The sequence below is a fragment of the Blautia sp. XA-2221 genome (genome assembly GCF_028767025.1).
Lineage (GTDB): Bacteria > Bacillota > Clostridia > Lachnospirales > Lachnospiraceae > Blautia_A.
Genome location: NZ_JAJQXX010000001.1, coordinates 143,693 through 170,307, shown reverse-complemented (window position 1 = coordinate 170,307; position 26,615 = coordinate 143,693). Strand labels below are relative to the sequence as shown.

The 26,615-nt window shown below is 41.9% G+C and carries 26 protein-coding genes, 7 tRNA genes and 1 riboswitch; of the genes, 11 read left to right on the top strand and 22 right to left on the bottom strand.

What is annotated here, in order from left to right; all coding sequences use genetic code 11:
- Positions 1-156: 156 nt before the first annotated feature.
- The 4 genes from LU279_RS00820 to argC form a co-directional block, all read right to left on the bottom strand.
- Entirely contained in the window at positions 157-1,347 is a 1,191-nt protein-coding gene (locus tag LU279_RS00820) for an aspartate aminotransferase family protein (RefSeq protein ID WP_274420090.1), read from the bottom strand.
- The gene (gene argB, locus LU279_RS00815; RefSeq protein WP_274420088.1) at positions 1,334-2,230 is read right to left on the bottom strand and encodes an acetylglutamate kinase; all 897 of its coding nucleotides are present in this window, start codon (positions 2,228-2,230) and stop codon (positions 1,334-1,336) included. The genes LU279_RS00820 and argB overlap by 14 nt, the downstream gene beginning before the upstream one ends.
- 144 nt (positions 2,231-2,374) lie before the next feature.
- Positions 2,375-3,598, bottom strand: coding sequence for a bifunctional glutamate N-acetyltransferase/amino-acid acetyltransferase ArgJ (gene argJ, locus LU279_RS00810; RefSeq protein WP_274420086.1), 1,224 nt, complete (start codon positions 3,596-3,598; stop codon positions 2,375-2,377).
- Positions 3,599-3,714: 116 nt separating this feature from the next.
- Entirely contained in the window at positions 3,715-4,755 is a 1,041-nt protein-coding gene (gene argC, locus LU279_RS00805; protein WP_274420085.1) for an N-acetyl-gamma-glutamyl-phosphate reductase, read from the bottom strand.
- Between the two features lie 337 nt (positions 4,756-5,092).
- Between argC and LU279_RS00800 the strand changes: the two genes are divergently transcribed.
- A complete protein-coding gene (locus tag LU279_RS00800) occupies positions 5,093-6,325 on the top strand; it encodes an argininosuccinate synthase (RefSeq protein ID WP_274420083.1) in 1,233 nt (410 codons plus the stop codon).
- 91 nt (positions 6,326-6,416) lie between these two features.
- Here the strand turns inward: LU279_RS00800 and LU279_RS00795 are convergent, their stop codons facing one another.
- Positions 6,417-7,571, bottom strand: a complete 1,155-nt coding sequence (locus LU279_RS00795) for an AI-2E family transporter (protein WP_274420081.1) — start codon at positions 7,569-7,571, stop codon at positions 6,417-6,419.
- Between the two features lie 259 nt (positions 7,572-7,830).
- Positions 7,831-7,926: riboswitch (purine riboswitch) on the top strand.
- Positions 7,927-7,997: 71 nt separating this feature from the next.
- Between LU279_RS00795 and LU279_RS00790 the strand changes: the two genes are divergently transcribed.
- The 4 genes from LU279_RS00790 to LU279_RS00775 all read left to right on the top strand — a co-directional run bounded on the left by LU279_RS00790 (position 7,998) and on the right by LU279_RS00775 (position 11,810).
- A complete protein-coding gene (locus tag LU279_RS00790) occupies positions 7,998-9,281 on the top strand; it encodes an amidohydrolase family protein (protein WP_274420079.1) in 1,284 nt (427 codons plus the stop codon).
- A gap of 30 nt (positions 9,282-9,311) precedes the next feature.
- Entirely contained in the window at positions 9,312-10,688 is a 1,377-nt protein-coding gene (locus LU279_RS00785) for an NCS2 family permease (RefSeq protein WP_274420077.1), read from the top strand.
- Between the two features lie 232 nt (positions 10,689-10,920).
- Entirely contained in the window at positions 10,921-11,214 is a 294-nt protein-coding gene (locus tag LU279_RS00780; protein WP_274420075.1) for a LysO family transporter, read from the top strand.
- Entirely contained in the window at positions 11,211-11,810 is a 600-nt protein-coding gene (locus tag LU279_RS00775) for a lysine exporter LysO family protein (protein ID WP_274420074.1), read from the top strand. Before LU279_RS00780 ends, LU279_RS00775 begins: the two co-directional genes overlap by 4 nt.
- A gap of 59 nt (positions 11,811-11,869) precedes the next feature.
- Here LU279_RS00775 and LU279_RS00770 read toward each other — a convergent pair whose 3' ends face one another.
- The 3 genes from LU279_RS00770 to LU279_RS00760 form a co-directional block, all read right to left on the bottom strand.
- Positions 11,870-12,247 (bottom strand): metal-dependent transcriptional regulator, encoded by a 378-nt coding sequence (locus tag LU279_RS00770; protein WP_274420072.1) that lies wholly within the window; start codon positions 12,245-12,247, stop codon positions 11,870-11,872.
- Between the two features lie 194 nt (positions 12,248-12,441).
- Complete coding sequence (locus LU279_RS00765; RefSeq protein ID WP_274420071.1) at positions 12,442-13,185, bottom strand: RNA polymerase sigma factor region1.1 domain-containing protein; 744 nt, start codon at positions 13,183-13,185, stop codon at positions 12,442-12,444.
- A gap of 174 nt (positions 13,186-13,359) precedes the next feature.
- Positions 13,360-15,072, bottom strand: a complete 1,713-nt coding sequence (locus tag LU279_RS00760) for a YARHG domain-containing protein (RefSeq protein ID WP_274420070.1) — start codon at positions 15,070-15,072, stop codon at positions 13,360-13,362.
- A gap of 426 nt (positions 15,073-15,498) precedes the next feature.
- Between LU279_RS00760 and LU279_RS00755 the strand changes: the two genes are divergently transcribed.
- The 6 genes from LU279_RS00755 to LU279_RS00730 all read left to right on the top strand — a co-directional run bounded on the left by LU279_RS00755 (position 15,499) and on the right by LU279_RS00730 (position 18,986).
- Positions 15,499-15,678 (top strand): hypothetical protein, encoded by a 180-nt coding sequence (locus LU279_RS00755; RefSeq protein ID WP_274420068.1) that lies wholly within the window; start codon positions 15,499-15,501, stop codon positions 15,676-15,678.
- Between the two features lie 155 nt (positions 15,679-15,833).
- Positions 15,834-16,145, top strand: coding sequence for a rhodanese-like domain-containing protein (locus tag LU279_RS00750; RefSeq protein ID WP_274420066.1), 312 nt, complete (start codon positions 15,834-15,836; stop codon positions 16,143-16,145).
- A gap of 87 nt (positions 16,146-16,232) precedes the next feature.
- Positions 16,233-16,778 (top strand): phosphodiesterase, encoded by a 546-nt coding sequence (gene yfcE, locus LU279_RS00745; RefSeq protein ID WP_274420064.1) that lies wholly within the window; start codon positions 16,233-16,235, stop codon positions 16,776-16,778.
- A complete protein-coding gene (locus LU279_RS00740) occupies positions 16,775-17,929 on the top strand; it encodes a THUMP domain-containing class I SAM-dependent RNA methyltransferase (protein ID WP_274420062.1) in 1,155 nt (384 codons plus the stop codon). Before yfcE ends, LU279_RS00740 begins: the two co-directional genes overlap by 4 nt.
- Positions 17,926-18,510: an XTP/dITP diphosphatase gene (locus tag LU279_RS00735; protein WP_274420060.1), complete on the top strand. Its 585-nt coding sequence runs from the start codon at positions 17,926-17,928 to the stop codon at positions 18,508-18,510. Before LU279_RS00740 ends, LU279_RS00735 begins: the two co-directional genes overlap by 4 nt.
- On the top strand, positions 18,507-18,986 hold the full coding sequence (locus tag LU279_RS00730) for a metallophosphoesterase family protein (RefSeq protein WP_274420058.1): 480 nt from the start codon (positions 18,507-18,509) through the stop codon (positions 18,984-18,986). The genes LU279_RS00735 and LU279_RS00730 overlap by 4 nt, the downstream gene beginning before the upstream one ends.
- 72 nt (positions 18,987-19,058) lie before the next feature.
- Here LU279_RS00730 and LU279_RS00725 read toward each other — a convergent pair whose 3' ends face one another.
- The 14 genes from LU279_RS00725 to LU279_RS13445 all read right to left on the bottom strand — a co-directional run bounded on the left by LU279_RS00725 (position 19,059) and on the right by LU279_RS13445 (position 26,603).
- Positions 19,059-19,325: a helix-turn-helix domain-containing protein gene (locus LU279_RS00725; protein ID WP_274420056.1), complete on the bottom strand. Its 267-nt coding sequence runs from the start codon at positions 19,323-19,325 to the stop codon at positions 19,059-19,061.
- A 15-nt stretch (positions 19,326-19,340) separates the two neighbouring features.
- Positions 19,341-20,240, bottom strand: a complete 900-nt coding sequence (locus tag LU279_RS00720) for a hypothetical protein (protein WP_274420054.1) — start codon at positions 20,238-20,240, stop codon at positions 19,341-19,343.
- A gap of 4 nt (positions 20,241-20,244) precedes the next feature.
- Positions 20,245-20,466: a DUF4318 domain-containing protein gene (locus tag LU279_RS00715; protein ID WP_274420053.1), complete on the bottom strand. Its 222-nt coding sequence runs from the start codon at positions 20,464-20,466 to the stop codon at positions 20,245-20,247.
- A gap of 194 nt (positions 20,467-20,660) precedes the next feature.
- On the bottom strand, positions 20,661-21,785 hold the full coding sequence (locus LU279_RS00710) for a metallophosphoesterase (protein ID WP_274420454.1): 1,125 nt from the start codon (positions 21,783-21,785) through the stop codon (positions 20,661-20,663).
- 112 nt (positions 21,786-21,897) lie between these two features.
- Positions 21,898-21,978 (bottom strand) — tRNA-Leu (locus tag LU279_RS00705).
- Between the two features lie 83 nt (positions 21,979-22,061).
- Positions 22,062-22,134 (bottom strand) — tRNA-Lys (locus LU279_RS00700).
- An 8-nt stretch (positions 22,135-22,142) separates the two neighbouring features.
- Positions 22,143-22,214 (bottom strand) — tRNA-Gln (locus LU279_RS00695).
- Between the two features lie 10 nt (positions 22,215-22,224).
- Positions 22,225-22,298 (bottom strand) — tRNA-His (locus LU279_RS00690).
- Between the two features lie 5 nt (positions 22,299-22,303).
- Positions 22,304-22,377: transfer RNA gene (locus LU279_RS00685), tRNA-Arg, on the bottom strand.
- Between the two features lie 20 nt (positions 22,378-22,397).
- Positions 22,398-22,468 (bottom strand) — tRNA-Gly (locus tag LU279_RS00680).
- 34 nt (positions 22,469-22,502) lie between these two features.
- Positions 22,503-22,577: transfer RNA gene (locus LU279_RS00675), tRNA-Pro, on the bottom strand.
- A 464-nt stretch (positions 22,578-23,041) separates the two neighbouring features.
- Entirely contained in the window at positions 23,042-24,415 is a 1,374-nt protein-coding gene (locus LU279_RS00670) for a hypothetical protein (RefSeq protein ID WP_274420052.1), read from the bottom strand.
- Positions 24,416-24,483: 68 nt separating this feature from the next.
- Positions 24,484-24,840 carry a type II toxin-antitoxin system RnlB family antitoxin gene (locus LU279_RS00665; protein ID WP_274420051.1) on the bottom strand — a complete coding sequence of 119 codons (357 nt, stop codon included), beginning with the start codon at positions 24,838-24,840 and terminating at the stop codon, positions 24,484-24,486.
- Positions 24,841-24,872: 32 nt separating this feature from the next.
- Positions 24,873-26,603, bottom strand: coding sequence for a ribonuclease H1 domain-containing protein (locus tag LU279_RS13445; protein ID WP_330684511.1), 1,731 nt, complete (start codon positions 26,601-26,603; stop codon positions 24,873-24,875).
- Positions 26,604-26,615: the final 12 nt, after the last annotated feature.

The window sequence follows — 26,615 nt, the reverse complement described above, 5'->3', positions numbered from 1 at the left end:
AGGATAGTGACCTGTAAACAGTAACTTTTACTTCCAGAACATTCCTGCACATACTCTGGTTTCCTGTACCATGCCATTCATTGTATCATAGTTCTGCGCCTTTATGAATAAAAATATTTTATTCACATGAAAAATCAACTTGAAAAAAGCCCGGCTTTACGCCAGGCTTTTTTCAAGCTTTTCAACCATTTCATCAATATCTTCTTCTGTGATCACAAGAGGCGGAACCAGTCTCAGTACGTCGCTTCCTGCCGAAATCATCAGAAGCCCGTTATCCAGAGCCCTGCTTACAACCGTTCCCACCGAAACACCCTGTATCACAAGTCCCTGCATAAATCCTTTTCCACGTCTTTGGGAAATAATTTCATATTTATCCACAAGAGCATCCAGTTTTTCCTCCAGATAAGGAGTCAGCTTACGGACATGCTCCAGAATATGATCCTTCTCAAAAATATCAAACACCTTGCTCACAGCTGCGCACACAAATGGATTTCCTCCATAAGTGGTTCCATGATCTCCCGGTTCCAGGGATGCCGATGCCGCTTTTTCCCCCAGCGCAAAAGCGCCTACAGGAACACCGCAGCCCAGAGCCTTGGCGCAGGTCATAATATCCGGCTTTACGCCGTAATCCTGCCATGCAAAATATGTTCCTGTCCGTCCCATACCGCACTGGATCTCATCAAAAATCAAAATTAAGTCTTTTTCATCACAGAGGTTCCTCAAACCTTCCAGAAAATCCGGATCCGCAGGATAGATTCCTCCTTCTCCCTGAACAACCTCTGTGACGATCGCACAGGTTTTGTCTGTGATCTGAGCTTTTACGCTGTCCAGATCATTAAAATCCGCAAATTTCACACCACCGATCAAAGGCTCAAACGGCTCCCTGTAATGAGCTGTTCCGGTAACAGAAAGCGCTCCCATACTTCTTCCGTGGAACGAATGCTTCATGGCAATGATCTCATATCTTTCCTTATTATATTTCGTACAGGAATATTTCCGGGCAGCTTTCAGCGCCCCCTCTATAGATTCTGTACCACTGTTTGTAAAAAACGCCTTGCTCATACCACTGGCTTTTACAAGCTTTTCCCCGGCTTCGCTCATAGGCTGGCTGTAATAAAGATTGGAGATATGAAGCAGTCTGTCAATCTGGTCTTTCAGAACCTCATCATAGCCGGGATAATGATATCCCAGAGCATTTACCGCAATCCCTGCCGCAAAATCAAGATATTCTTTTCCATCTGTATCATAAAGCCGGCAGCCCTCTCCATGGTCAAACATAACCGGAAAACGGTTATAGGTATGAAGAATACTTTTTTCTGCCTGCTCCATCTGTTCATACATGCTCATTGTAGTATTTTTCGCCGTCCTCTCTTAAAATAGCTGTTCCGATTCCTTTATTTGTAAAGATCTCCAGAAGAAGACTGTGAGGAATCCGTCCGTCCAGAATATGCACCCGGTTTACTCCATGCTCAATAGCGTCAATGCAGTTTTTCAGCTTAGGAATCATTCCACCTCCCACATAGCCTTCTGAGATCAGTTTTTCCGCCTCATGGATATGAAGCTCGGAGATCATGCTTTCCGGGTCATTCTGATCCTTGTAAACTCCTTCAATATCCGAAAGAAAAGCAAGCTTTTCCGCATGGACAGCCTCGGCAATGGCGCAGGCAGCATCATCTGCGTTAATATTATAAGAATCATAATTGTCATCATATCCCACCGGAAAAATAACAGGCAAAAAATCCTGCTCCAGAAGCTCATGGAGAATTCTCGGATTCACCTCCCGGATTTCTCCTACATATCCAATATCCTCGCCGTTTGACAGCTTCTTTGTGCATTTCAGAAGTCCTCCGTCCTTGCCGCTGATCCCAACTGCGTCCACTCCCAGAGATTCTACAAGGGTAACCAACTCTTTATTTACTTTTGCAAGAACCATTTCTGCGATCTCCATGGTGTCTTTGTCTGTCACACGAAGTCCATTGACAAATCTGGGTTCCATTCCCACTTTATTTACCCAGCGGCTGATCTCCTTGCCGCCGCCATGAACAATGATCGGTTTAAATCCTACCAGTTTCAGAAGAACTGCATCCTTAATTACATTTGCTTTCAGTTCCTGATCAAGCATGGCGCTTCCGCCGTATTTGATCACCACGATTTTCCGGTTAAATCTCTGAATATAAGGAAGAGCCTCGATCAGCACTTCTGCCTTGTCCAGATATTTCTGTTTTACCATTTCATTTCCTCCTCGATTTTCTTTTTCTCTCTTCTTTCCAACCTTTTTATCCACCACTGTAGTACAGCCAGCCATAACCAGCCGCTACTCTGACAGATCTGAATATCCGCCAGAGTCTTTCTTATTTTACATTTATTTCCTGGATCAGGAACGGTAGTCCGCATTGATCTTTACATAATCATAAGTAAGATCACAGCCCCAGGCAGTTGCCGTACAATCTCCCATTTTAATATCTGCAATAGCTGTTACTGCCTCCTCAGAAAGGATCTTGGTTGCCTCCTCCTCACTGTAGCCTGTGGAGACACCGTTCTCAATGATCTTGATCTTTCCGGCTTTACTCTCAAAATACAGATCCACCTTTTCCGGATCAAACTGCGCTCCCGAATAGCCCATGGCGCAGAGAATGCGTCCCCAGTTTGCATCATGACCGTAAATAGCCGCTTTGGTAAGAGATGAGGTAACTACTGATTTACTTAACGTCACTGCCTGTTCTTTGCTTTTTGCCCCGATGATCTTCACCTCAAAAAGAGCTGTAGCTCCCTCTCCGTCTCCTGCTATTTTTTTTGCAAGCTGAGTATTTACATAATTAAGCGCCTGGCAGAAGTTCTGATAATCTTCATTTTTTTCTGTAATCTCCGGATTTCCCGCCATGCCGTTTGCCAGAAGGAGAACGGTATCGTTCGTTGAGGTATCACCGTCTACAGAAACCATATTATAGGTATCTTTTACGTCCTGGCTTAAAGCCTCCTGCAGAAGTTCCTTGGAAATATTCACATCTGTTGTGACAAATCCAAGCATGGTACACATATTCGGATGAATCATTCCGGAGCCCTTGCACATACCGCCCACTGTCACTGTTTTTCCGCCGATCTCAAACTGTACCGCCGCCTCTTTTTCTACAGTATCTGTTGTCATAATGGCTTTTGCTGCCTGATTTCCTGCTTCTGGACTTCCGTCAAGCTCCGGCGCCATAGCCTCTACACCAGCCGCAAGCTTCTGAACCGGAAGCTGCATTCCGATCACGCCAGTGGAAGCCACAAGCACACTGTCCGGATCTACTTTAAGGGTTCTTGCTGCCGCCAGCGCAGTTTCCCTGCAACATGCAAAGCCTTCTTTGCCTGTACATGCATTGGCGATCCCGCTGTTACAGATGATTACCTGAGCCTCCGGCTGATTGTATACAATATCCTGATCCCATTTTACCGGAGCCGCCTTAACGATATTGGTGGTAAAGGTTCCTGCCGCCTTACATGGAATCTCACTGTATACCATTGCCATGTCCGTTCTTCCCTGATATTTGATCCCGGCTGCTGTGGAGGCTGCCTGAAATCCTTTTGCCGCTGTTACACCGCCTGTAATTATCTTCATAATCGTGTTCTCCTCCTTTTTTCCCGCTCCGGAATACACACCGCTCTTCCGGTTTCAGATTTTCTCCGCTTTCTGTCACACACTGTGCCTGCAGTGTTTGATCGTTATATTTTGTTTTACGGCACCATAGGGATCTGCCGAAGTCCCTCTGCCTCATCAAAGCCAAACATCAGATTCATATTCTGAACTGCCTGACCTGCTGCGCCTTTTACCAGATTGTCCATTGCTCCCATCATAATAATACGTCCGGTACGGGGATCCAGCTTAAAGTTTACATCCACAAAATTACTTCCTTCCACCCACTTTGTCTGAGGGCATACGTCCTTATCAAGCACACGGACAAACTGTTCTTTTTCATAATATTTATCATAGGCAGCCTTCACTTCCTCATAGGAAACTTCTTTTTTCAGAGAAGCGTAGGCAGTGATCAGGATTCCTCTGTTCATCGGGATCAGATGCGGGGTAAAATTCAGTATCACCTCTTCCCCACAGGCGTAACCAAGCTGATCCTCGATCTCCGGCGTATGTCTGTGGGTAGCAACGCCGTATGCCTTGATATTTTCATTTACTTCACAGAAAAGATTATCCACCTTTGCCCCTCTTCCGGCGCCTGATGTTCCGGATTTTGCGTCAATAATAATCGTAGACGGATCGATCATTCCCTCTTTAAGAAGGGGATAAATGGAAAGTGTGGAACAGGTTGGATAACATCCCGGATTAGCGATCAGCCGCGCTCCTTTGATCTTTTCACGGTTGATCTCACAGAGCCCGTACACGGCTTCTTTCATAAACTGCGGAGCTTTGTGCTCAATCCCGTACCACTTTTCATATTTTTTTACATCTTTAATACGAAAGTCCGCGCTGAGGTCAATCACCTTCGCTCTGGAAAGAATCCCCTCATTTACAAGAGAAGCGCAAAGTCCCTGAGGTGTTGCCGTAAAAATCACATCCACTTCATCTGCCAGAGCTTCCATATTATCATCCATACATTTTGCATCTACCAGCTTAAAAAAGTTCTGATAAATTCCCGCATATTCCTTATCAATATAGCTTCTGGAACCATACCACACCACTTCTGTTTCTTTATGGCCCAGCAAAAGTCTTGCCAACTCATTGCCTGCATAGCCGGTCGCTCCGATAATCCCTGCTTTTATCATAATAGATCTCCTCCTTTTTCCATCTGTCATGTCTTCCCGGATGAATATTTATTCCGTTTCCGTCAGGATGATAGTATTATACATCTTATATGCATAATATGCAAGAATTATTTTTTCATAATACCTACTATTTTTTCCTTATTTCGTTTATATAAATTGATTATTTCCTATATTTTAGTGATATCAGAAAAAATCTTTTTAAAATTTTTTCATTTTAGGTATTGCATATTTATGAAATATATTGTATATTATCCATTGTCACGGAAACATACCTGTTCCGGACTTTAACTGATTGAACAATAATTTAAAATGATACATAAACAGGAGGAACTCTATTATGAAAGAAAAAGTTGTTTTGGCATATTCTGGCGGTCTTGATACCACAGCCCTGATCCCGTGGCTGAAAGAAACCTTTAACTATGATGTTATCTGCTGCTGCATTAACTGCGGACAGGGAAATGAACTGGACGGACTTGATGAAAGAGCCAAGCTTTCCGGAGCTTCCAAATTATATATTGAAGATATTGTAGATGAATTTTGCGATGAATATATTATGCCGTGTGTAGAGGCAGGCGCTGTCTATGAACACCAGTATCTTCTGGGAACCGCAATGGCACGTCCGGTAATCGCAAAAAAACTGGTTGAGATCGCACGGAAAGAAAATGCTGTCGCTATCTGCCACGGCGCTACCGGAAAAGGAAATGACCAGATCCGCTTCGAGCTTGGAATCAAAGCCCTTGCTCCTGACATCAAGATCATTGCTCCATGGCGTATGACTGACGTATGGACCATGCAGTCCCGTGAAGATGAGCTGGCTTACTGCCAGGCGCATGGAATCAATCTTCCATTTGATGCACGCCACAGCTACAGCCGTGACCGTAACTTATGGCATATCAGCCATGAAGGTCTTGAGCTGGAAGATCCTTCCCAGGCGCCTAACTATGACGATATGCTTGTATTAGGGGTAACTCCTCAGAAAGCTCCTGATAAGGAAACAGAGATCACCATGACCTTTGAAGAAGGTATCCCGAAAACTCTGAACGGCAAGGCAATGAAAGTATCTGAGATCATTACTGAGCTGAACCGTCTGGGCGGAGAAAACGGAATCGGAATCGTTGATATTGTAGAAAACCGTGTAGTAGGAATGAAATCCCGAGGCGTTTATGAAACTCCCGGCGGAACCATTCTCATGGCTGCTCACGACCAGCTTGAGGAGCTGACTCTTGACCGTGATACTATGGAAGCAAAGAAAAAACTTGGCAGCCAGTTCTCCCAGGTTGTTTACGAGGGAAAATGGTTCACACCTCTTCGTGAAGCAATTCAGGCTTTTGTAGAGTCCACTCAGAAATATGTAACTGGCGAAGTAAAACTGAAGCTTTACAAGGGAAATATCATAAAAGCAGGAACCACTTCTCCATACAGCCTCTATAATGAATCTCTTGCTTCCTTTACTACTGGCGATATGTACGATCACCATGATGCAGACGGCTTCATTACACTCTTCGGACTTCCGCTGAAAGTTCGCGCCATGAAGCTTCTGGAAGCAGAACAGAACAAAAACAATAAATAATCATAAAAAAGAAAAGACTGCTGACAGCAAAGTCCCGGAACACATCCACGGACTTCTGCTGTCAGCAGTCCTTATTCTTGTATACAGAAAATTATCCGTTTATCTGTATATTTCTGCTTTTCAGTCTTTTGTACATCCACTCACGGAACAGCGCATAGATCACTGACACAAGCGGAATAAATATCAGCATACCTACAACTCCCATAAGACTTCCGCCTATGGTAACTGCCATCAGCACCCACACAGAAGGAAGTCCCACAGATCCCCCTACAACATGAGGATAGATCAGATTTCCCTCAATCTGCTGAAGTACAAAGAACAGGATCAGAAACAGTACAGCCTGAACCGGATTTATCAGAAGAAGCAGGATAAAGCTTACTGCACATCCGATAAATGCGCCAAAAACAGGAATCAGCGCTGTAAATGCGATCAGAACGCCTACCAGCATCGCATACGGGAACCGGAATATGGTCATTGTTACAAAAAACATAGTTCCCAGGATCACAGCTTCAATACACTGTCCGGTAACAAATCCGGAAAAAATATCATTTGCCAGAGAGCATACATGAAGCACATATTTGACTGCTTTTCTTGGAAACAGCGCATAAAGAGCTTTTTTTGTCTGAACCATCAGCTTTTCTTTCTGAAGCAGTACATAGCAGGCAAAAACAAAGCCGATTCCAAAGTTCATGGCAGTATTTACAATTCCAAGTGTTACTGTCAGCGTAGAGGAAAGAATATTGTTCACACCTCTCTGAAGTCCTTCCATAGCAGAATCCAGCATTTTCTGCGGCTCTATCTCAAGAGAATTCGCCCACTCTGCAATAGCAGAATCCTGTTTACAATTCTCATCAATCCATACCGTGATATTCGTAATTCCCCGCTCAATAGTTCTTCCCAGTCCCATTGCGGTCCGTCCCAGCTCAGGGATCACTACGTTTCCAACAATAAAGATCACAAAAGCCGCTACCAGTATCGCAAGCACAAGGCTTACCGGTCTGGCAATCTTGCGGACGATCTTGCTGTTTTTCCACTTTCCTCTGCCAAATACATTTCTTTCAATAAAATGCATGGGAACATTTAAAACAAAGGCAATTCCGCTTCCTACAAGAAACGGGAAAAACAGACCGACGATCCTCATAAAAAAATCAAGTACAACATCCAGATTCTGCAGTCCCACATATAAAAGTACCGTAAAAAGAATCAGATACATACAGTTTTTCATGTTTTCTTTTTTAAATTCCAAAAATATCCCTCCATCCAGGTTCTGTGTCTTTCTGACTGGTTTCATGTATCCTGTCCGGGAGCCTTTCCCGGAATCTGTCGGTATTTCCGATACGTCACATTCTATCACGGATATGTTTTTCTTGCCAGAGAAATTCTTGTGTTTTTTCCTTAAACATTTTGCACAAATTTCAGTTGTGCTTTTCTGCATTTCCGATAGTTCAAATTGCTTAATTTTAATTGACAGAAAATTTCTTTCCATATATAATATAAAATAAATAATAAAGGTATTTGCAGCGACTTATATAAGTCCATAATCGGTTGGACGTTTCTACCAACTACCATAATAGTTGCCTATAAGTTTTATTCAGGGTATCCCCAAACAGGTAGTTGGATTTTTTTTGCAAAAAACCTCCCTGGCTGCAAAAAAGAAAGGAAGGTAAGCTATATGAAACAGAATTCTGTTTTTGCACTAAAAGGAAATGTCTGCTTCAGCACAGATAAAAACACACTTGTTTCCAACGAACATGCCTATCTTGTCTGTGAAAACGGCAAGTGTGTGGGGGTATTTCCCTCTCTCCCTGAAAAATTCCAGGGAATCCCGGTAAGAGATGTTGGAGACAGCCTGATCATTCCGGGACTTACAGACCTTCATCTTCATGCTCCCCAGTACAGCTTCCGGGGAATGGCCATGGATCTTGAACTTCTCGACTGGCTGAACACAGTCACTTTTCCCGAGGAGTCCAAATACTCAGATGAGGACTACGCTCGCAAAGCCTACACTATTTTTGCTGAAGACCTGAAAAAAAGCGAAACAACAAGAGCCTGTATTTTCGGTACTCTCCATGTAGAGGCAACAGATATTCTTATGGAACTTCTGGAAAAAACCGGACTGAAAACCTTTGTGGGAAAGGTCAACATGGATCGCAACGGTCCGGACACTCTGCAGGAAAAAAGTCCGGAAGCTTCTGCTTCTGACACCATCCGCTGGCTTGATTCCTGTACAGGAAAATATCAGAATGTAAAACCGATCCTGACTCCACGCTTTATCCCCTCCTGCTCAGATGAGCTGATGAAAAAGCTGGCTGAAATCCAGAAGCGCTATAAGCTTCCTGTTCAGTCCCATCTCTCCGAAAATCCCGGAGAGGTTTCCTGGGTACAGGAACTCTGCCCCGAAAGCAGATTTTACGGAGATGCTTATCACCAGTTTGAGCTTTTTGGCGGAGAAAGCTGTCCCACCATTATGGCACACTGTGTTTATTGCCCGGAAAAAGAAATACAGCTTATGAAAGCTCAGGGCGTATACGTTGCTCACTGTCCTCAGTCCAATATCAACCTTTCCTCAGGCATCGCCCCTGTAAAGCTTTATCTTGAAGAAGGCGTCCATACAGGACTTGGAACTGATATCGCAGGAGGTCATTCTCTTTCCATGCTCCGGGCAGTCGCAGACTCGATTCAGGTATCAAAACTTCACTGGAGGTATATAGATAACAATAGAAAGCCTCTTACTTTTGAAGAAGCATTTTATATGGCAACTATGGGCGGAGGAGAATTTTTCGGAAAAGTCGGAAGTTTTCTTGAGGGTTATGAATTTGATGCGGTCATCCTTGACGATACCTATTATCCACATCCGCAGCCTCTTACCGTCAGAGAACGGCTGGAACGCCTCACATACCTGTCAGATGCCCGTTGTATCAATGGCAAATATGTTTCCGGTACGGAAATATTTTAGCAATATATTTTATAAAAAGGGGGTATCATTATGAAACTCGACAAAATCTTTCATCTGAAAGAAAACAAAACAGATGTACGTACCGAGGTCATTGCCGGTGTCACCACGTTTATGACCATGGCGTATATCCTGGCAGTAAATCCCAACATTCTGTCAGCTTCCGGAATGGACAGAGGCGCTGTGTTTACCGCAACTGCGCTGTCTGCATTTATCGCAACCTGCCTGATGGCTCTGCTGTCCAATTACCCGTTTGTTCTGGCGCCGGGCATGGGATTAAACGCTTACTTTACCTACACCGTTGTTCTGGGTATGGGGTACAGCTGGCAGCAGGCTCTGGCCGCTGTATTTGTGGAAGGTCTGATTTTTATCCTTCTGTCCCTTACCAACGTACGTGAAGCAATCTTCAATTCCATTCCAATGAATCTGAAACACGCAGTTTCTGTGGGAATTGGCTTGTTTATTGCATTTATCGGTCTGCAGAATGCAAAAATCGTTGTAAACAATGACTCCACACTGGTAGGTGTATTTTCTTTTAAAAGCGCTGTAAAAGACGGAACTTTTAACACCATGGGAATCACTGTTTTACTGGCTCTCATCGGTATTCTGGTTACAGCCATCCTTCTTGTAAAAAATATTAAGGGAAGCATCCTGTGGGGTATCCTGATCACCTGGGGACTTGGCATCATCTGCCAGTTCGCCGGACTTTATGTTCCGAATCCGGAAATGGGCTTCTTCAGTCTTCTTCCTGATTTCTCCAACGGAATCAGCGTTCCAAGCATGGCGCCGACCTTTATGAAAATGGATTTCTCCATTGTGTTCAGTCTTGACTTTGTTGTCATCATGTTTGCATTCCTGTTCGTAGACATGTTTGATACTCTTGGAACCCTCATTGGTGTGGCTTCCAAAGCAGATATGCTTGACAAAGACGGAAAGCTCCCGAAGATCAAAGGCGCTCTTCTCTCTGATGCAGTCGGAACTTCCGTAGGTGCAGTTTGCGGTACTTCTACTGTTACTACTTTTGTAGAAAGTGCTTCTGGTGTAGCTGAAGGCGGACGTACCGGTCTAACTGCCATTGTGGCAGCCATACTGTTTGGACTGTCCCTGTTCCTGTCCCCGATCTTCCTGGCTATCCCAGCCTTTGCAACGGCACCGGCCCTGATCGTGGTAGGATTTTTAATGCTCACATCCATTACCAAAATTGATTTTAATGACTACACAGAAGCAATCCCATGCTTTATCGCAATCATTGCAATGCCGTTTATGTACAGCATTTCCGAAGGTATCGCAATGGGCGTTATCTCTTATGTGGTAATCAACCTCGTAAGCGGAAAGGCAAAAGAAAAGAAGATCAGTATCCTGATGTACGTTCTGGCTGTACTGTTTATACTGAAATACATCTTCTTATAGAAGAATGAGCAGGTATAAGCTCCGATATCAAACATACTGTAAACACAGTTCAGACAACTGCTATTCACACTGTGATATCTCAGATTGCAGTCAACATATCCTTTTAGGATGACAACAGCACAGGCTTATGATAAATATTCAGAGCCTGTGCTGTTTTTGCGTAAACTCTCCATTGTAAAGGGATTCCGCAAATGATATAATGTCTTTTATATGACTTGGAAGGAGAACTGTTATGAAAATTTTTATTGTCATGGGCGCAGGAATCCTGATCGGACGTTTTCTCATGACAGGAAGAATCAAAAAATGGAATGAACGTCTTGCCATGCTGTGTACCCTTCTTCTTATTTTTTCCATGGGTGTCATGCTTGGCCAAAAAGAAAACTTTCTCAGTGAACTGTCATCCCTGGGACTGAAAAGCTTCCTGTTCTTTCTGATACCCACTCTGGTTTCCATTATTCTTGTCTATGTACTGACAAAACACTTTATGGAGAAAAAACATTCAGATTCAGAAGGAGAAAACAAATGATCGTTTTATTTACACTGCTGGCCCTGGTGCTGGGTCTGTTCTGCGGTCTGTCCGGTTTTAATCCCGCACCTGTCAGCTTTTTAAGCCGGCACTCCGATATGATCTTATACATACTGATGTTTTCTGTTGGGATCAGCATCGGAATGCATAATGGGATCCTCAAAAAAATACGTCAGTATCATCTGAAAATCCTTATTATCCCTTTTGGCATTACTATCGGCTCTATAATCGGAGGACTGATCTGCGCTGTGATCCTGGGTATTTCCCCGACAGAAGGCGCTGCTGTGGCAAGCGGAATGGGATGGTACAGCCTTGCAGGAGTCACGATCACCCGTCTGGGAGGCGCAGAGCTTGGAAGTATTGCATTTATGAGCAATCTGATGAGAGAATTCTTTTCCTTTTTCCTGATTCCTATCATTGCATCCAGACTCAACAACTATACCTGTATTGCTCCGGCAGCAGCCACCAGCGAAGATACCACTCTTCCTGTGCTCCTGAAATACACAAATGAGGAAACTGTGGTTCTGGCTGTTCTCAACGGAATCCTCTGTTCCTTCTTTGTGCCGATCCTGATTACATTTTTCTTTAATCTTTAAAATCTGTTCCTGCAAAAAACATCCGAAACCGTTTCTCCTGAAACAGCTTCGGATGTTTTTTAATCCAGCTGACCGTTTTCGATCAGACGTTCTTTAATTCTTGCAAAGCTCTCATCACTGATGTCATGTTCCATTTTACATGCGTCAGTTCTGGCAATCTCTGAAGGAACTCCCAGATTCTCCAGCATTTTTGTGAGAACTGTATGACGTTCATAGATCCTGTTGGCAATCTCTGCGCCTTTGTCCAGAAGAGTGACGGTTCCGTAACGGTCCATAGCAATGTAACCGTCTTCTCTGAGAAGCTTCATGGCATGGCTCACACTTGGTTTTGAAACCGACAGCATTGTTGCAATGTCCACAGACCTTACTCCTCCGCCCTTTTGGGACAGCCTTAAAATTGCTTCCAGATAATCCTCCGCCGATTCTCTGATTTGCATAAAAACACCTCCCGTTCCGATTATTCTACCATAAATGACACCTGATTACAACCTGCCGCTGTTGACAGGTATATAAAGCGGTTACTGTTCACGCTCTTCACAGCAGCACCATCAGAATACATTTCCAATCACCTTTATGAATAATATTTGATCCTGTATATCTGAAATTCCGGCATATAAGTCACAGGCTCCGATCACTTGTCGTCGCCTGTAAGGCGAAGAGTATCACGGATTTCCTCTACGTCCATATCCAGGATCACCGCAAGTTCTCCTACGCTGAATGCGCTTTCTCCGTCCTCTTCATCCTCAGAAAGCTCCCTCACAGCATTTTCCAGTTTTTCTACTCTGGCTACCAGACTGTCATCCTCAAATTTCCTCTGGCTCTGCTCCCTGCATGCTTTTCGGATTCCCTCACGAATCTGTTCCAGAAGCCATTCTTCACTGCGAAGGATTTCTCCGGCAGCGCCAAGAGCCTGTACAAGACTCACATTCGCCTCCTGGATCAGATCTCCGATAAAGATATCTTCTGTGTTCATTTCTACCGCAAGCTGAGCTGCCCCACGCATATAGCAGGCCGCAAGGCTCTGTACAGCGTCTGCGCTTCCGCTTTTAAGTTCTTCAAAAAGCTGTGCGCTCTCCGGCAAATCCTCTTCTCCAGGAAGGCCTTCCAGATATTCTTTCAGATAAGCCTCCTCTTCCTGTGTCAGAGGAACCTGATGCACTTCCTCCTGAGCATCTGTTCCGTCAGTTTCTGTCTCAATCCCTTCTATCAGGATTCCCTGTCCGGTAAGATATTTAAGCACATTAACAAGCTGGCTGCTGTTCAGATCACTGTCCGAAAATTCTTCCCTGATCTGTTCAGCTCTGAGGCTTCCGCCCTGCTCTTTGCCCAGAGCCTGCATTTTTTTAAGTTTTTCCTGAAATTCACGAACATCCATTGCTGTTCTCCTCTTTTTACTTTAGTCAATAAACTGATTGCGGGTTTCAATCATTTGCTGTTCCCATCCCGCAATCCGTGAACAATTACGATCATTTCTTATTATAACATCTTCCCGGACTGTTTTCACCAAAAAATTACTGTCTGAAACATTCACAAAAAACAGGCTGGACAATTATCCAAGCTTATCCTCCAGAGCTTTGATTGATTCCATATTATATTTTTCATATTCATTAAAAATACCGTCTCCCATTGCATCAAACTCTGCCGGCGCATACCTGGGAGCATACCATGACCTGGAATCAAAATACTGCTGTATCTCCGGTGTGTCAAACATCCTACCATGTCTGGCAAAAATTTCATTTCTCGCCAGTCCCAGCTGTTCTTTTGTAAGCCCCCTACTGATCAGTATCTCTTCTGTAAGATATTCGCTATTACTGTCAGGCAGTATATATTGTCCCGATACGGTAGTGTCTTCCGTAGACGGCTGTGTCTGTTCGCCTGCAGCTCCTCTGTTTTTCCGAAGAGACAGAGGCTTCCAGTCAGAGCTGCTTCCATCATGGTGTATATTCTGTGTATAGGTATCTCCGGTAATATCCACCGTATAATACCCGCCTTTTCTGGAATTACAGATAAGCTTATTCCCGTAAAAATACCACGGACCTGATGACTCACTCAAATGCAGAGGCTCCCCAATCTGATGCACAGCTCCGCCGTCAGTTCCATAAATAACAATATCATATCCCAGCTCCGGTGTGTAAATATCCTCATTCCTTTCAGAAAAGCCGGTTGCCACAACTAATATAGATTCCTGATTTTCTCCGGCTTCCACGATAGTATAATAATCTCCCGCATGGTTTGTTTTTAAAAACTCCTCATAGCACCCGGAAACAGATACTGTATCTGAATCAGTGAGTTCCTCTTCTGTCTGTGCCTGATCCCCAATGTCCCGGATAGATGAAGTGTTATCCTCAATATCAATCCAGAAACCATCCAATCGTCCCTCTGCTCTTAACCTTTCATACACAGACTCACCATCCAGATTATCACCGCGAAGGAATCTTACAAGTGAATGGCAGTTTGGATCCTGGCTGGCTGTTGAGTAGAAGTTTTCTCCATCTCCCCCTATCTGCTCCACCTGAAATCCTAATTCCTTATATCTTTTTATGATATTAGCAATACTCTGTCCATACGAGCTCTGTGAATCCGGATTCAAATGAAACAAAGCGTCTGCCTCCGGACCTGAACCTGCATATGCCATATTCAAGGTATTCTCTATCACTGAGAAATTGGATCCATCATATGTATATCCTTTAAGATACCACTCTGTGCCTGACGCCAGATATTTAGGCGAAGCATTATATTCATAAAAAAACTGATATTGTCCGTTTACCCTTCGCAAAAATAAATTTCCTTCATAAGCGGTCATATTAGAACCAGATATCGTTGCCAGGTCCTTAAACCTTCCTTCCCGATCATATTCTGCCAGCTCGAACATATCAGAAGCCATCCAGGTATCCACACTTAATTCATACATGGCTACCCTGACACATTTATTTTCTGCCCCAAAGCTTTCACTTGGTCCATAAGTAACTGCCAGAATTTCATCACTGTTATCATTGTCAAAGTCCCACTTCAGACATCCAAGAATTCCCTGCTCATCAACATTCTGAAGTTCCATCATTTCACCCTGCATGACTAACGGCGTATCAAAACGCTGCCCGCCAATATAGGGAAGTCCGGTCAGTTGGGATATGATACTTTGAGTTTCTTCTTCCTGAGTTATCTGAACCTCTGCCCGGTCTTCTGCTGCCCATAAAATTGTACCGTTTCCCACTGCCAGAAAACAGGCTAAAAATACTGCTGCTACATTTTTCATTTTTTTCATACACATAGTCTCCTTCATTACACCGAAACTCCAACCCTTTACAAAAATTCTTCTTACATTCCCATACACCTTCTGCTGTATTTGACTCGTGCAGCATTTTAAGTGAAATATCATGCATAATCTGCATTGCAGTCCGAACGTTCCAAACTGATTTTCACTTTTTTATAGAGAAACACCCGGTAGGGGAGCTACCGGGTGTTTCGAGGGGAGTATAAATAATTAAATAAGGGGTTATGTAAAAAAAATTTTTGAAGGGTAAATTCTTTTTACAGATTAGATTATAATATAAACTGGAAAAAAAAGCAATATGATTTCATGAATATTATTACAACTTTTTGACATAATAGACAGTGTAATAAACAAGTTGACAAATACAGCCGGTTAGCTCCGGCAGTATTCAACACATTACACCAGGAGGAAATCAAAATGGCAAAAAATTATGAAACAGAAAACAAAAACATGAACAGCAACACAGAGAAAGCCTCTGAAAAGAGCGCACAGAACTGCGGAAAAGACAGCTCCAAAAACGCTTCCAAAAACAGCTCTAAAAATAAGACATCAAATGCTTATAACAAAGAGCAGAACTGCTTCTCCGACAGATACTAAAGCCAAAAATCAACAAAAAACAAGCGTTTCTCCCTTCTTATAAAATCGTACCGTCAGGGCGGATGCCGGCAGATGCCGCATCCGCCCTGACCTGTGTACTGATCTGTCTCTCCGTCCTTTTTTCTGCATATAATAAATAAAAAAGGAAAGCTCAAATGTTTCCCATTGAAACCATTTCAGCAAAAATGCTGGATTATTATGTAGACCGTTCCGACACTTTGATCATAGACGTCCGCGAAGCGACCCTTTATAAAAAAAGTCATATACGCGGCGCGGTAAACTGTCCTTACAGTCAGCTTGAACAGTACCGGGAGCTCCCCCGGGAAAAGCTTCTGATCTTTTATTGTCAGCGGGGAGGTTCAAGTATGGCTGCCGCAAGACTTTTTGTAAAAAAAGGGTACAAAACCCGGTCTGTGATCGGCGGTTTTGAAGCTTATCAAGGAAGAAATCTTGTAATTTCCGGATAACCGTGATAATGTAAAAGAGAAAGATCCTGTTATTGCAACAAAAGAACGGATTTTATACAAAACACCTATTATAAGGAGAATACCTGAATGAAATACTTATTTGCATCAGATATACATGGCTCCGCCTATTATTGCCGGAAGCTTTTGGATGCCTTCCGTGATGAGCAGGCTGAACGTCTGGTTCTTCTGGGCGATCTGCTCTATCACGGACCCAGAAATGATCTTCCCAGAGAATATGCTCCCAAAGAAGTCATTAGCCTTCTCAACGAACATAAAAACAAAATCTATGCAGTCCGCGGAAACTGCGAGGCCGAGGTCGATCAGATGGTTCTGGAATTTCCGGTAATGGCAGACTACTGTATTCTTTCTGTAGACGGAAAAACCTTTTATGCCACTCACGGACATATTTATAATCAGGACAATCTTCCTCCGCTTCAGGAAGGCGACATTCTGATCCACGGGCATACTCATGTTTTAAAGGCTCAGCAGATGGAGGGCTATATCCTTCTGAATCCGGGTTCTGTTTCTATCCCCAAAGAAGGAAATCCTCCAACCTATGCAGTTCTGGAAAACAACCTGTTTACTATTAAAGATTTTGACGGAAACATTGTCAGAGAAATGAGGCTGCCATGAAATATATGGAACTGATCGCTCCCTGTCATTTTGGAATGGAAGCTGTCCTGAAAAGAGAAATTCTTGATCTTGGCTACGAAATCAGTAAAGTTGAAGACGGAAAGGTAACTTTTCTGGCTGACGCTGCTGGAATTGCACAGGCAAATGTATTTCTCCGGACCACAGAACGTATTCTTCTGAAAGCAGGAGAATTTAAGGCAGTGACCTTTGACGAACTTTTTGAAAAAACAAAGGCTATTCCCTGGGAAAATTATATTCCTCAGGACGGAAAATTCTGGGTTGCCAAAGCCAACTCTGTAAAAAGCGCACTTTTCAGTCCTTCCGATATCCAGTCCATTATGAAAAAAGCAATCGTAGAGCGTCTGAAAGGCGTTTACGGTATTTCCTGGTTTCCGGAAGACGGCGCAAGCTTTCCCATCCGTGTATCTTTTATGAAAGATGTGGCAACTGTGGGGATTGACACCTCAGGTGTATCTCTTCATAAACGCGGCTACCGTCAGATGACTGTAAAGGCGCCTATCACAGAAACTCTGGCATCTGCCCTTATTATGCTCACACCATGGAATAAAGACCGGATTCTTGTAGATCCTTTCTGCGGCAGCGGAACCTTTCCTATTGAAGCGGCCATGATCGCCGCTGATATGGCTCCGGGCATGAACCGCTCCTTCCTTTCTGAGGACTGGAAGCATATTGTTCCTCGAAAATGCTGGTATGACGCCATAGAAGAAGCAAACGACCGGGTCAACCTTCATATTGAAACGGATATCCAGGGCTATGATATTGATGCAGAGGCATTAAAAGCAGCCCGTTCCAATGCCAAAATGGCAGGTGTGGACAAACTGATCCATTTTCAGCAGAGAGCAGTCAAAGATCTCAGCCATCCAAAGCCATACGGCTTCCTGATCACAAACCCGCCATACGGAGAGCGTCTGGAGGAAAAATCAGCGCTTCCGCAGCTTTACCGGGAAATCGGCGAAAGTTTCAATCGTCTGGATAAATGGTCCATGTACCTGATCACATCCTATGACAAAACTGAAAACGATATCGGAAGAAAAGCAGACAAAAACCGTAAAATATATAACGGAATGTTAAAAACCTACTATTATCAGTTTCTGGGGCCAAAGCCGCCAAGGAGGAATGGAAACAAATGAAAAAAGTGATTTTTGCCACTGGCAATGAGGGAAAAATGAAAGAAATCCGCGAAATTCTCGGTGATCTGGATATCCAGCTTCTTTCCCTGAAAGATGCCGGCATCCAGGCCGACATTGAAGAAAACGGAAATTCTTTTGAAGAAAACGCAGAAATCAAAGCAAAAGCTATCCGCGACCTTACCGGAGAAATCGTTCTTGCTGATGACTCCGGACTGGAAATTGATTATCTGAATAAAGAGCCGGGTATCTACTCTGCACGCTACATGGGCGAAGATACTTCCTACCATATAAAAAACGCAAATCTTATTGAGCGGCTGAACGGTGTCCCGGACGAAAAGAGAACTGCCCGTTTCGTATGCGCTATTGCAGCCGCTTTTCCGGACGGAACTGTTCGGACAGTCAGAGCTGCCATGGAAGGCAGAATCGGCTATGAAGAAAAAGGGGAAAACGGATTCGGATATGACCCCATTTTTTATCTTCCGGAATACGGATGCTCTTCTGCTGAACTTTCCATGGAAGAAAAAAATAAGATCAGCCACAGAGGGAAGGCTCTGAGGGCGATCAGGGATGAACTTCAATGAAACTCCTTATTGTCAGCGACACTCATGGAAGAGATGACAATCTGGAAACCGCAGTTCTGAGAGAACAGCCTTTTGATATGCTGATCCACTGCGGAGACGTGGAAGGGCGCGAATTCTATATAGAAGCTCTCGCAGAATGCCCCTGCACGATCATTGCCGGAAACAATGATTTCTTCTCCGACCTTCCAAAAGAAGATGAAGTCACTGTATTCAGGCATCGTATCCTTGTAACTCACGGACATTTTTACGGCGTTTCTCTGGATCTTTCCCGTCTGATCGATGAGGCAAAATCCAGAAACTGCGACTGTGTATTTTTTGGTCATACACATAAGCCGGTTATTGATGAAGAAGACGGCATTATGGTATTAAATCCGGGAAGTCTTACTTTTCCAAGACAAAATGGACATAAACCAAGCTATGCTGTTATAGAAGCAGACGAGGACGGCGGACTCTCTGCTGAAATCCGCTACCTCTGATACTGTAACGGGGACAAAAGTCAGATATCTGCACTTTTGTCCCCATTCTTTTATTATAATATTCGTTGCCTGTCAATATTCCTGAGCAGCAAGAGATTCTTTGATCTCCGGAATGGATTTTCCACTTTTTCTCTGTTCCCGTATCCATTCCACCAACTGTACGCTCTGTTCTCTCCGGTACCTTCTTGTCAGATTTTCTTCTTCCTGCTCAAAAGGCAGCATGCCCTCTTCCGTATAATGCTTCAGGGTGCTGTAGCGACACCCGGTCAGACGTGCCAGCTCCCCTATGGAAACATATTCCGAAGCAAGAATCGCTTCCATTGTTCTCCGTCTTGACATGCCCCATATTCCCCCTTAACGATATACAGGAGAAAGCAAAGCGCCTTGGATCGGAATTCCCCGGCAGGAAACCGTTTTTGGAACAATACGGTAAAACATATTATCTATTTTCAGAATAGTTTCTGTTCCATTCTTTACTTCCTCCACAAAATGTCCATGTTCACATAAAAAGCTCATCATTGCTGTTCTCCTGTCACTGACCGTAGTTCCGAAAATAACAAAATCAACAAACACAGCCTGACGTCTTTCCAAAAACGGAAACGCAAGATTTATCCCCTGCATATAGGGATTCTGAAAAAATTCTTTCTTTTTCCGCAAAAAAGCTGTCCCAAAACTTTCAAAGGCTTTATGAAACTCCTTGCTCCACAGCACTCCTGTCCACTGACCGGATGTAGCCATATGCACCATTCTCTGCGAAATTTCTTCCTGTTCTTTCGCTGAAAATACTTCATGGATAAATCCACTTTCACGGATCATCCACAGAAGCAGAATCCCCTCTTCCGTCAGCTCTCCCTCTTCCAGAACTTCAGCTCGGAGAGCCTCTGTTATCTTCTGGTAGATATCCTGATCACTTCTGTACACTCTCATATTCACACCGGCTGTATAGTAATACATATCGCAGCCCAGAAGATCCGGAACTTCATCCAGTACGCCTTCTGATATCAGAAACTCAATATCTTCTCTGGCTTCTTCATTCATAGCTGCCGGTTTCAGGGATTTTACACCTTTCAGTTCCCTTTCCAGTTTATCAGCAAAATCCGGGCTTTGACAGTCACCGGAAAAAAGAAGTTTCTCCGCCCGTTTTCCTGCGGCAGCTGCACGAAGAACTGCACTTTTGGCAACTGATTTATGTATGCTGTCCGTCCCGTCCAGACCTATAAGCAGAAACTGCTGTACAAGTGTGTAATCTTCCATACCGTTATTTCTCCTTTAATTTGATTCCGTAGTTACCCCGGCTTCCATCCTCATATCCCCGGTAGATTTCATAAACCTTTCCATTGATCTCCACCTCATCATCACCGGTAAAAATACAGGAATCTCCATTCTTTTCACAATACTCAGATATTGTCTGCATGGCTTTTACCATAGTCGGATATTCTGTACTTTCTTTATAAGGAACCCAAAACGCTTTTTTAAACATACCCTTCACCTTTCTTACGTCATATTCCTTATTACTTACTACTTATAACTTATTATATACTCTTTTTTCTCAAAAAAGTCAATATGTAATTATTTTTCTGGAAACAATTACAGGGCAGTATTCGCATGAATACCACCCTGAGCGCTGACACAAAAAAATAAATTTTATAGTTTTTAATAATCCTGATCCTGTTACTATGAAATATGAATATCCACAATTTCATTACTTGTCCCGATCCTCACCGGAAGCTGAAAAAAGCCTGCACCTGATGAAATAATGGCATGCATTTTTCCAAATTGCTCATGACCATAAAAATAATGTTTCCCATTTGCCAGTTTTGTAAAGTATGTGACTGGAATAAACTGTCCCTTATGGGTGTGACCGCTGAGAACCAGATCCGCCCCAAATTCGCCCGCTTCCGGAATTCCACTGGGATTATGGTCCAAAACTATCGTTGGTAAACCCGGTTTTATCTCTTTTGACAAACTTTCCATTGAGCTTCGGAAATTATTGCTTGCATCACTTCTTCCTACCAGGTTAAAGCCTTCCAGTTGGACCACCTGATTATGCAGAAGCTGAATGTTGGAATTCCGTAAAAAATCAGCAAATTTTTTATTTTCAGCCTTTGGATCATGATTCCCCAGTACGGCAAACACACCTTTTGGGGCATTTATTTTACGAAACAGAGAGCTGACTCTGTTAAGAGCCTTATCATCATTAAGAATATGATTATTTACATCAATAATATCCCCGCATATAACAACCAGATCAGGTTCCAGCCGGTTCACCTTATCCACAATATGCTGAATATGCTTTTCCCCTACAAAAACGCCCAGATGAATGTCGCTCATCATGGCAACCCGGCAGGAATTTCCCCCAAGCCCCAGAAGAATAGAGTAAGAAGTATATTTTATCTGCTTTGCATGAAGATATCCCAGCGCCACAATTCCAACAGCCAGAATATCCATAATAAATACACCAGTCGCCTGCACTTTTCCTGTAACCATAAACAAGGAGGAAAAAATCCACCATAAAAGCAGAAGCATAAAATCATATATAAAAAAGCAGCTATATATGCCCATGATTATTTCAAGCTTCTTATTTCTCCATTTTTCCATTATTTGCTTCTGCATTAAAGCTGAAGTTCCCATCACAATATAAAGGATACCGATCATACAGGAAAACCCGGGGCTGACTCCCAATATCCATGCTGCGCAGCTGTTCATAACCCCGCCGGCAACTGAACTTAATAAGATAACGACAGAAAAAACTTTTTTAAAAATATTCTTCTCAAGAATTTTGCCAAATGGTGTGTTCATCACCAGTCATCTCCTTTTTCCGGGCTCTGTACAGAGCATACCCTGTGATCCACTTTTTCATTATTGCCAAAAATAATTAACAAAAAACGCCTGATCCCAGGCGCTTTTAGGCTGCGGGCAACAGGACTTGAACCTGCACGTCAAAGACACCAGAACCTAAATCTGGCGCGTCTGCCAATTCCGCCATGCCCGCATGATATTTATATCACTCATTTTTCAAAAATGATGATAACCGATATGATAAGAAAAAAGCATCTGTATTTCTACAGATGCAAGTGAGGCATCGGGGATTCGAACCCCGGACAACTTGATTAAAAGTCAAGTGCTCTACCGACTGAGCTAATACCCCATAACAGACTGGGCTAGTTGGATTCGAACCAACGAATGCAGCAGTCAAAGTGCTGTGCCTTACCGCTTGGCGATAGCCCAAAGGCGAAAGGGTGGATACAGGGATTCGAACCCTGGGCCTCCAGAGCCACAATCTGGCGCGCTAACCAACTGCGCTATACCCACCACAGCGTGCCTGGAGGGATTCGAACCCCCGACCCACGGCTTAGAAGGCCGTTGCTCTATCCAGCTGAGCTACAGACACATTTCTCCTTTTTATGGAGAAGCGGGTGATGGGAATCGAACCCACGTATCCAGCTTGGAAGGCTGGTGTTCTACCATTGAACTACACCCGCATATTCGCTGAAACGGTAAAAGTTGTTTACAGCATCGGGGTGACAGGATTCGAACCTGCGGCCTCCTGGTCCCAAACCAGGCGCTCTAGCCAAGCTGAGCCACACCCCGTAACGGTATTTAATTTTTCTTTTCTCGCTTGACGCAAGATAGATTATATTACATGTATTTCTAAAAGTCAACACTTTTTTTCAAAAATTTTTATTTTTATTTTTCTTCCAAAAATACAAGCGTAAATTCCTGTTTTTATGGCATTCATAAGGGAAAGGACAGCCCCTTGTCAGATACATACGAGCCGCCCTGGGCTTTCCCTCCGGATATATATTTTCTCCAGAAATAACCATGTCGCTTTTACGGTATGCTCTCCCTCAAACACAGCGTCCCCGAGGATGTCAAGTCATTGCTACAAACTTTTTGACCTTTTTTTCCTTCGATTTTTCCCATAAAACCGTTGTTTTTGGACGGAGGACGTTATATTGTTGTCACAAAATCAGTGGGGAGGATGTTATGTCATTGTCACAAAATTTTATTCTTGGTTCACTCCAACACATACCTTACCAACGCTCTCTTTCTTATTACCATTTTCTTCTATTTTTCTTATCAATCTTCCATAAAAAATATCCTGGATTTTCTCGTACATCTCCAAATAGTTTTGTAGAATCTTTCATTGCGGAAATAGTTGCCGCAACCGACCCAAGTAATGATAATCCACCAGTTGCATAACTTGTCAATAATGTTCCAGTTAAAATTATTCCATCCATTCCAATAGATCTTTTTAGAGATGAAATTTCTTTAGCAATATCATTTATATATGTTTCCGTTATTTCATATGATACAGCATCTAATTCCCTCTTTAACATTTCATCGTCCTTCAGTCCATTCAACTTTATCAATTTTTCGCCCAGTTTACTTCTAAAATTTCTAAAGCTCTGACCATAATTTTGTCTTATTTCAATTATATCTTTTAAATCAACATTACAAAATACCGGAACCTCTAGTTTAAGAGCTAGATTTGCAATTGAACTATACATAGAGTCATTTTTTATATCCATTGCTAACAAATCAGCTTTTAATTGGGATCTTGTCATATACATTGAATGTAGCATCTGAGAAAAATATAACTCTTGGTACGTTTCCGCATATAATTTTTGAGAAGCAGTATTTATTGACTGATTAAGCCATATTCTAAATTCCTCATCTGTTATTGTATCCGGAGTCCCTATTTTCACTAACATGCGCCCCGTTGAATCTTCAGAAATATATTGCATATTTGTATATTGAACAATTTCACCCATACGTTCTGGGCATCCCGGAAATGACATATATAATCCTGTTCCTTTTTTTAATGGCTCATCCAAATATACTCTTACCCCTCCTTTCGTTCTTTTTATATTATGCACTTCAATATTTTTTCTTAAAAAGTCCATAACCCCCTTTGGGAGCACTTCAGAAAAATTATATTCATCAAATCTAATAGGAACTTCTTTGGGAGCCTCGTGTAAAATCGAAATCGGCACAAACTTTACATAATCACAAACAATTAGATTCGTTATGCTCTTCATATATTTCAATGCCTCTGACAATTTTTTTCTGTCTATTAAACCATCATTTTTTATTCCTAAATATTCTGTCCACGCATCATTTATTTCATTTTTTTCTTCTGTAAAACTAAATAAAGGATCTGCAATTAATACACAATCAATATACAGTGCTAACTGCTTTAATATATTGTTGTCCGGACGTTTTCCGAAAGATTCAATTGTAACTGTTATTTTTCTGTTATCCATGATTACTTCTTTTTTAATCTCATTGAAATTTTCTAAAACGTATTCTCGATATCTTGCCAATTCTTCCCGCAAAACACCTTCATTTAACGCTTCAAAGTCATCCTCTAAATTGCTTCCAAATAATATACTATCTGTTAAAAAATCAAAATTAATATGCGACATATTTCTTTCTCCCTACTTTTTAATTGTTAAAAGCACCAGATATATTTCTATACCTGATGCTTCTTTATCTACACTCTAATACCTTCAATCAATAAAGACTTCAACGCATTTGGAATTGTTCCATTTTTTACTAAACCCGCATGATGAGCAAAAAAATCCAAGCTAATATATTCAACCTTTGATTCAATTACTTTCACCACTTCAAATGATCTCCTATTAACAGCTCCATTCTCAAATGATGCTGTTATATATCTGTTACTGCTAGTTCCATTAATCAATGTTAAATCAAAAATAATCCTTCCTGATTTATCTTCGAGTTCGTTTTGTATATCAGTCAATGTTGATATCGGACTAATACACGTGGTAGCAATTACCATGTAGTCATATTCACTGTTATTGAGCTTAATTACTTCAAAGTTCTTCATACTACCACCACCTTTCATGATATATGACTATTTTATTTTATAATCTTTTTATATGTACGTTCTATTAAAGCAGCAACATCATTGATAATTGATATAGCCTCTTGCTTATCTTCAATTATTTTTGTAGTAATCAATATTTGATCAACATGAAATATCACATGACGATTTGCTTTAAAATAATTGTATATCTCTTCTAGAGCTTCAACGTAATCATTATTTGCAATGGCTGTTACATATTTAGGAATAACAATTGCTTTATCGTTAGAATCCTTGTTAAATACAGTTCCAAAATTATGTGTTTCATCAATCACAATATTCTTTTCAGAAAGAAGATATTTCAAGTACCCTTCTAAGGCTCGCAAAGCCGGAAATGTAAAACATGAATAATCTTCAAACTCTTTTTCAACATCATCTAATGTTACCGAAGGAGAAAACAATTTCCATATTACAGGATCAACATTACCAGCATATGCCATCGGCATCATTTCTGACATTTTATTACGTGCTTCATCTACATCAGTATTCGTATCAATAAATTCATTAGTTGCTTTAATAATATCATTTACTTCTACTTTGGGCGAATATGACACATAAGATAAAAACTCATTATACAAATACAAAGGCTTTCCTTGAACCATAATTCTATGATTAGAATACGTATGTAATGTTAATTTATCTCCAATATCACTTACAAACACATATCTATCATGTCCTTCTTCCTTATATGTTTCAACATTCCCTTCGCACAAGTCAGATAAATACTGTACTGTTTTTTCAATCCATTCTTCTCCAACAAACATTGTATACTGTTTTTGTTCTGCTGTGGCTTTATATCCTCTTAATTCAACTGCTTCTTTTAATTTAATCGCATTTTCAGTATTGGAACCCGTTGGTCTCAATGTTGTTTGTCCGTCTCCTCTTTGATATATATCTAAAAGAGAGAGAATCCCGTCCACTTCAAAAGTATATCTTTTCTGTTGACCTACTTCTTTAATCCCCTTTCCAACTACGTTTGGCCAAATACTTTTTGCAGTATCATCTAACAATTGTACTAATTTATCAATATCTCTAGTAATATACAAGCTCTTTGCCTTACCCATCTCCAAATTTCCTTTCTCTTTTGGCATTTCAATATTATACTTTGCTTCTATAATTCCAAGTGCCTGCTTTGCCAATTCATCTGCTATATCATTATATTTATTATTTGAGTGCCCTGCTACTTTAACAAATGAAATATCTACTAGTTTCTTTACATTATCATAATATTCCTTATACGCTCTTGTAGCTTCTTTATTCGCTTTCCATTCACCTAAACACCATTTTGAAATACCTTCATAGTCATGATAAATGATTATTCTTTCCAAAGAATTCTCAACTGCATATCTCATTGCAACTTCTGCGCCTTTTATTTCACCAGCCACATTATGCATAGAAGCCAGTTCTTTATCATTATATTTCTCAGCAAACTTTAATTCTTCCCCATTTTGAAGAACAATCATACCATATGAAAATTCATTCGTTCTAGAATTATAACTACCATCAACGTAAGCTTCAATAACTAAATTGTTGCCATTTTGAACAGAATTATTCATATTTTTCTGCTCACGATTATTATCTTCGATATATTCTCGAGCTTCCTCTTCTGATTTAAAGCTTTTATATTCTGCCCCTGAAAATCCATCAACTTGCAATTTACATTCACTCCATGAGTTGTATATTCCGGGTGTCTTTCCCTTTCTTACCGCATAATATTTACTTGCCATAGCCCCTCCCCT

Excerpts from the sequence above, each read along its gene's own strand:
- LU279_RS00820 (WP_274420090.1), bottom strand. The coding sequence starts at position 1,347 with ATGAGCATGTATGAACAGATGGAGCAGGCAGAAAAAAGTATTCTTCAT.
- argB (WP_274420088.1), bottom strand. The coding sequence starts at position 2,230 with ATGGTAAAACAGAAATATCTGGACAAGGCAGAAGTGCTGATCGAGGCT.
- argJ (WP_274420086.1), bottom strand. The coding sequence starts at position 3,598 with ATGAAGATAATTACAGGCGGTGTAACAGCGGCAAAAGGATTTCAGGCA.
- argC (WP_274420085.1), bottom strand. The coding sequence starts at position 4,755 with ATGATAAAAGCAGGGATTATCGGAGCGACCGGCTATGCAGGCAATGAG.
- LU279_RS00800 (WP_274420083.1), top strand. The coding sequence starts at position 5,093 with ATGAAAGAAAAAGTTGTTTTGGCATATTCTGGCGGTCTTGATACCACA.
- LU279_RS00790 (WP_274420079.1), top strand. The coding sequence starts at position 7,998 with ATGAAACAGAATTCTGTTTTTGCACTAAAAGGAAATGTCTGCTTCAGC.
- LU279_RS00785 (WP_274420077.1), top strand. The coding sequence starts at position 9,312 with ATGAAACTCGACAAAATCTTTCATCTGAAAGAAAACAAAACAGATGTA.
- LU279_RS00780 (WP_274420075.1), top strand. The coding sequence starts at position 10,921 with ATGAAAATTTTTATTGTCATGGGCGCAGGAATCCTGATCGGACGTTTT.
- LU279_RS00775 (WP_274420074.1), top strand. The coding sequence starts at position 11,211 with ATGATCGTTTTATTTACACTGCTGGCCCTGGTGCTGGGTCTGTTCTGC.
- LU279_RS00770 (WP_274420072.1), bottom strand. The coding sequence starts at position 12,247 with ATGCAAATCAGAGAATCGGCGGAGGATTATCTGGAAGCAATTTTAAGG.
- LU279_RS00765 (WP_274420071.1), bottom strand. The coding sequence starts at position 13,185 with ATGGATGTTCGTGAATTTCAGGAAAAACTTAAAAAAATGCAGGCTCTG.
- LU279_RS00760 (WP_274420070.1), bottom strand. The coding sequence starts at position 15,072 with ATGAAAAAAATGAAAAATGTAGCAGCAGTATTTTTAGCCTGTTTTCTG.
- LU279_RS00755 (WP_274420068.1), top strand. The coding sequence starts at position 15,499 with ATGGCAAAAAATTATGAAACAGAAAACAAAAACATGAACAGCAACACA.
- LU279_RS00750 (WP_274420066.1), top strand. The coding sequence starts at position 15,834 with ATGTTTCCCATTGAAACCATTTCAGCAAAAATGCTGGATTATTATGTA.
- yfcE (WP_274420064.1), top strand. The coding sequence starts at position 16,233 with ATGAAATACTTATTTGCATCAGATATACATGGCTCCGCCTATTATTGC.
- LU279_RS00740 (WP_274420062.1), top strand. The coding sequence starts at position 16,775 with ATGAAATATATGGAACTGATCGCTCCCTGTCATTTTGGAATGGAAGCT.
- LU279_RS00735 (WP_274420060.1), top strand. The coding sequence starts at position 17,926 with ATGAAAAAAGTGATTTTTGCCACTGGCAATGAGGGAAAAATGAAAGAA.
- LU279_RS00730 (WP_274420058.1), top strand. The coding sequence starts at position 18,507 with ATGAAACTCCTTATTGTCAGCGACACTCATGGAAGAGATGACAATCTG.
- LU279_RS00725 (WP_274420056.1), bottom strand. The coding sequence starts at position 19,325 with ATGTCAAGACGGAGAACAATGGAAGCGATTCTTGCTTCGGAATATGTT.
- LU279_RS00720 (WP_274420054.1), bottom strand. The coding sequence starts at position 20,240 with ATGGAAGATTACACACTTGTACAGCAGTTTCTGCTTATAGGTCTGGAC.
- LU279_RS00715 (WP_274420053.1), bottom strand. The coding sequence starts at position 20,466 with ATGTTTAAAAAAGCGTTTTGGGTTCCTTATAAAGAAAGTACAGAATAT.
- LU279_RS00710 (WP_274420454.1), bottom strand. The coding sequence starts at position 21,785 with ATGAACACACCATTTGGCAAAATTCTTGAGAAGAATATTTTTAAAAAA.
- LU279_RS00670 (WP_274420052.1), bottom strand. The coding sequence starts at position 24,415 with ATGTCGCATATTAATTTTGATTTTTTAACAGATAGTATATTATTTGGA.
- LU279_RS00665 (WP_274420051.1), bottom strand. The coding sequence starts at position 24,840 with ATGAAGAACTTTGAAGTAATTAAGCTCAATAACAGTGAATATGACTAC.
- LU279_RS13445 (WP_330684511.1), bottom strand. The coding sequence starts at position 26,603 with ATGGCAAGTAAATATTATGCGGTAAGAAAGGGAAAGACACCCGGAATA.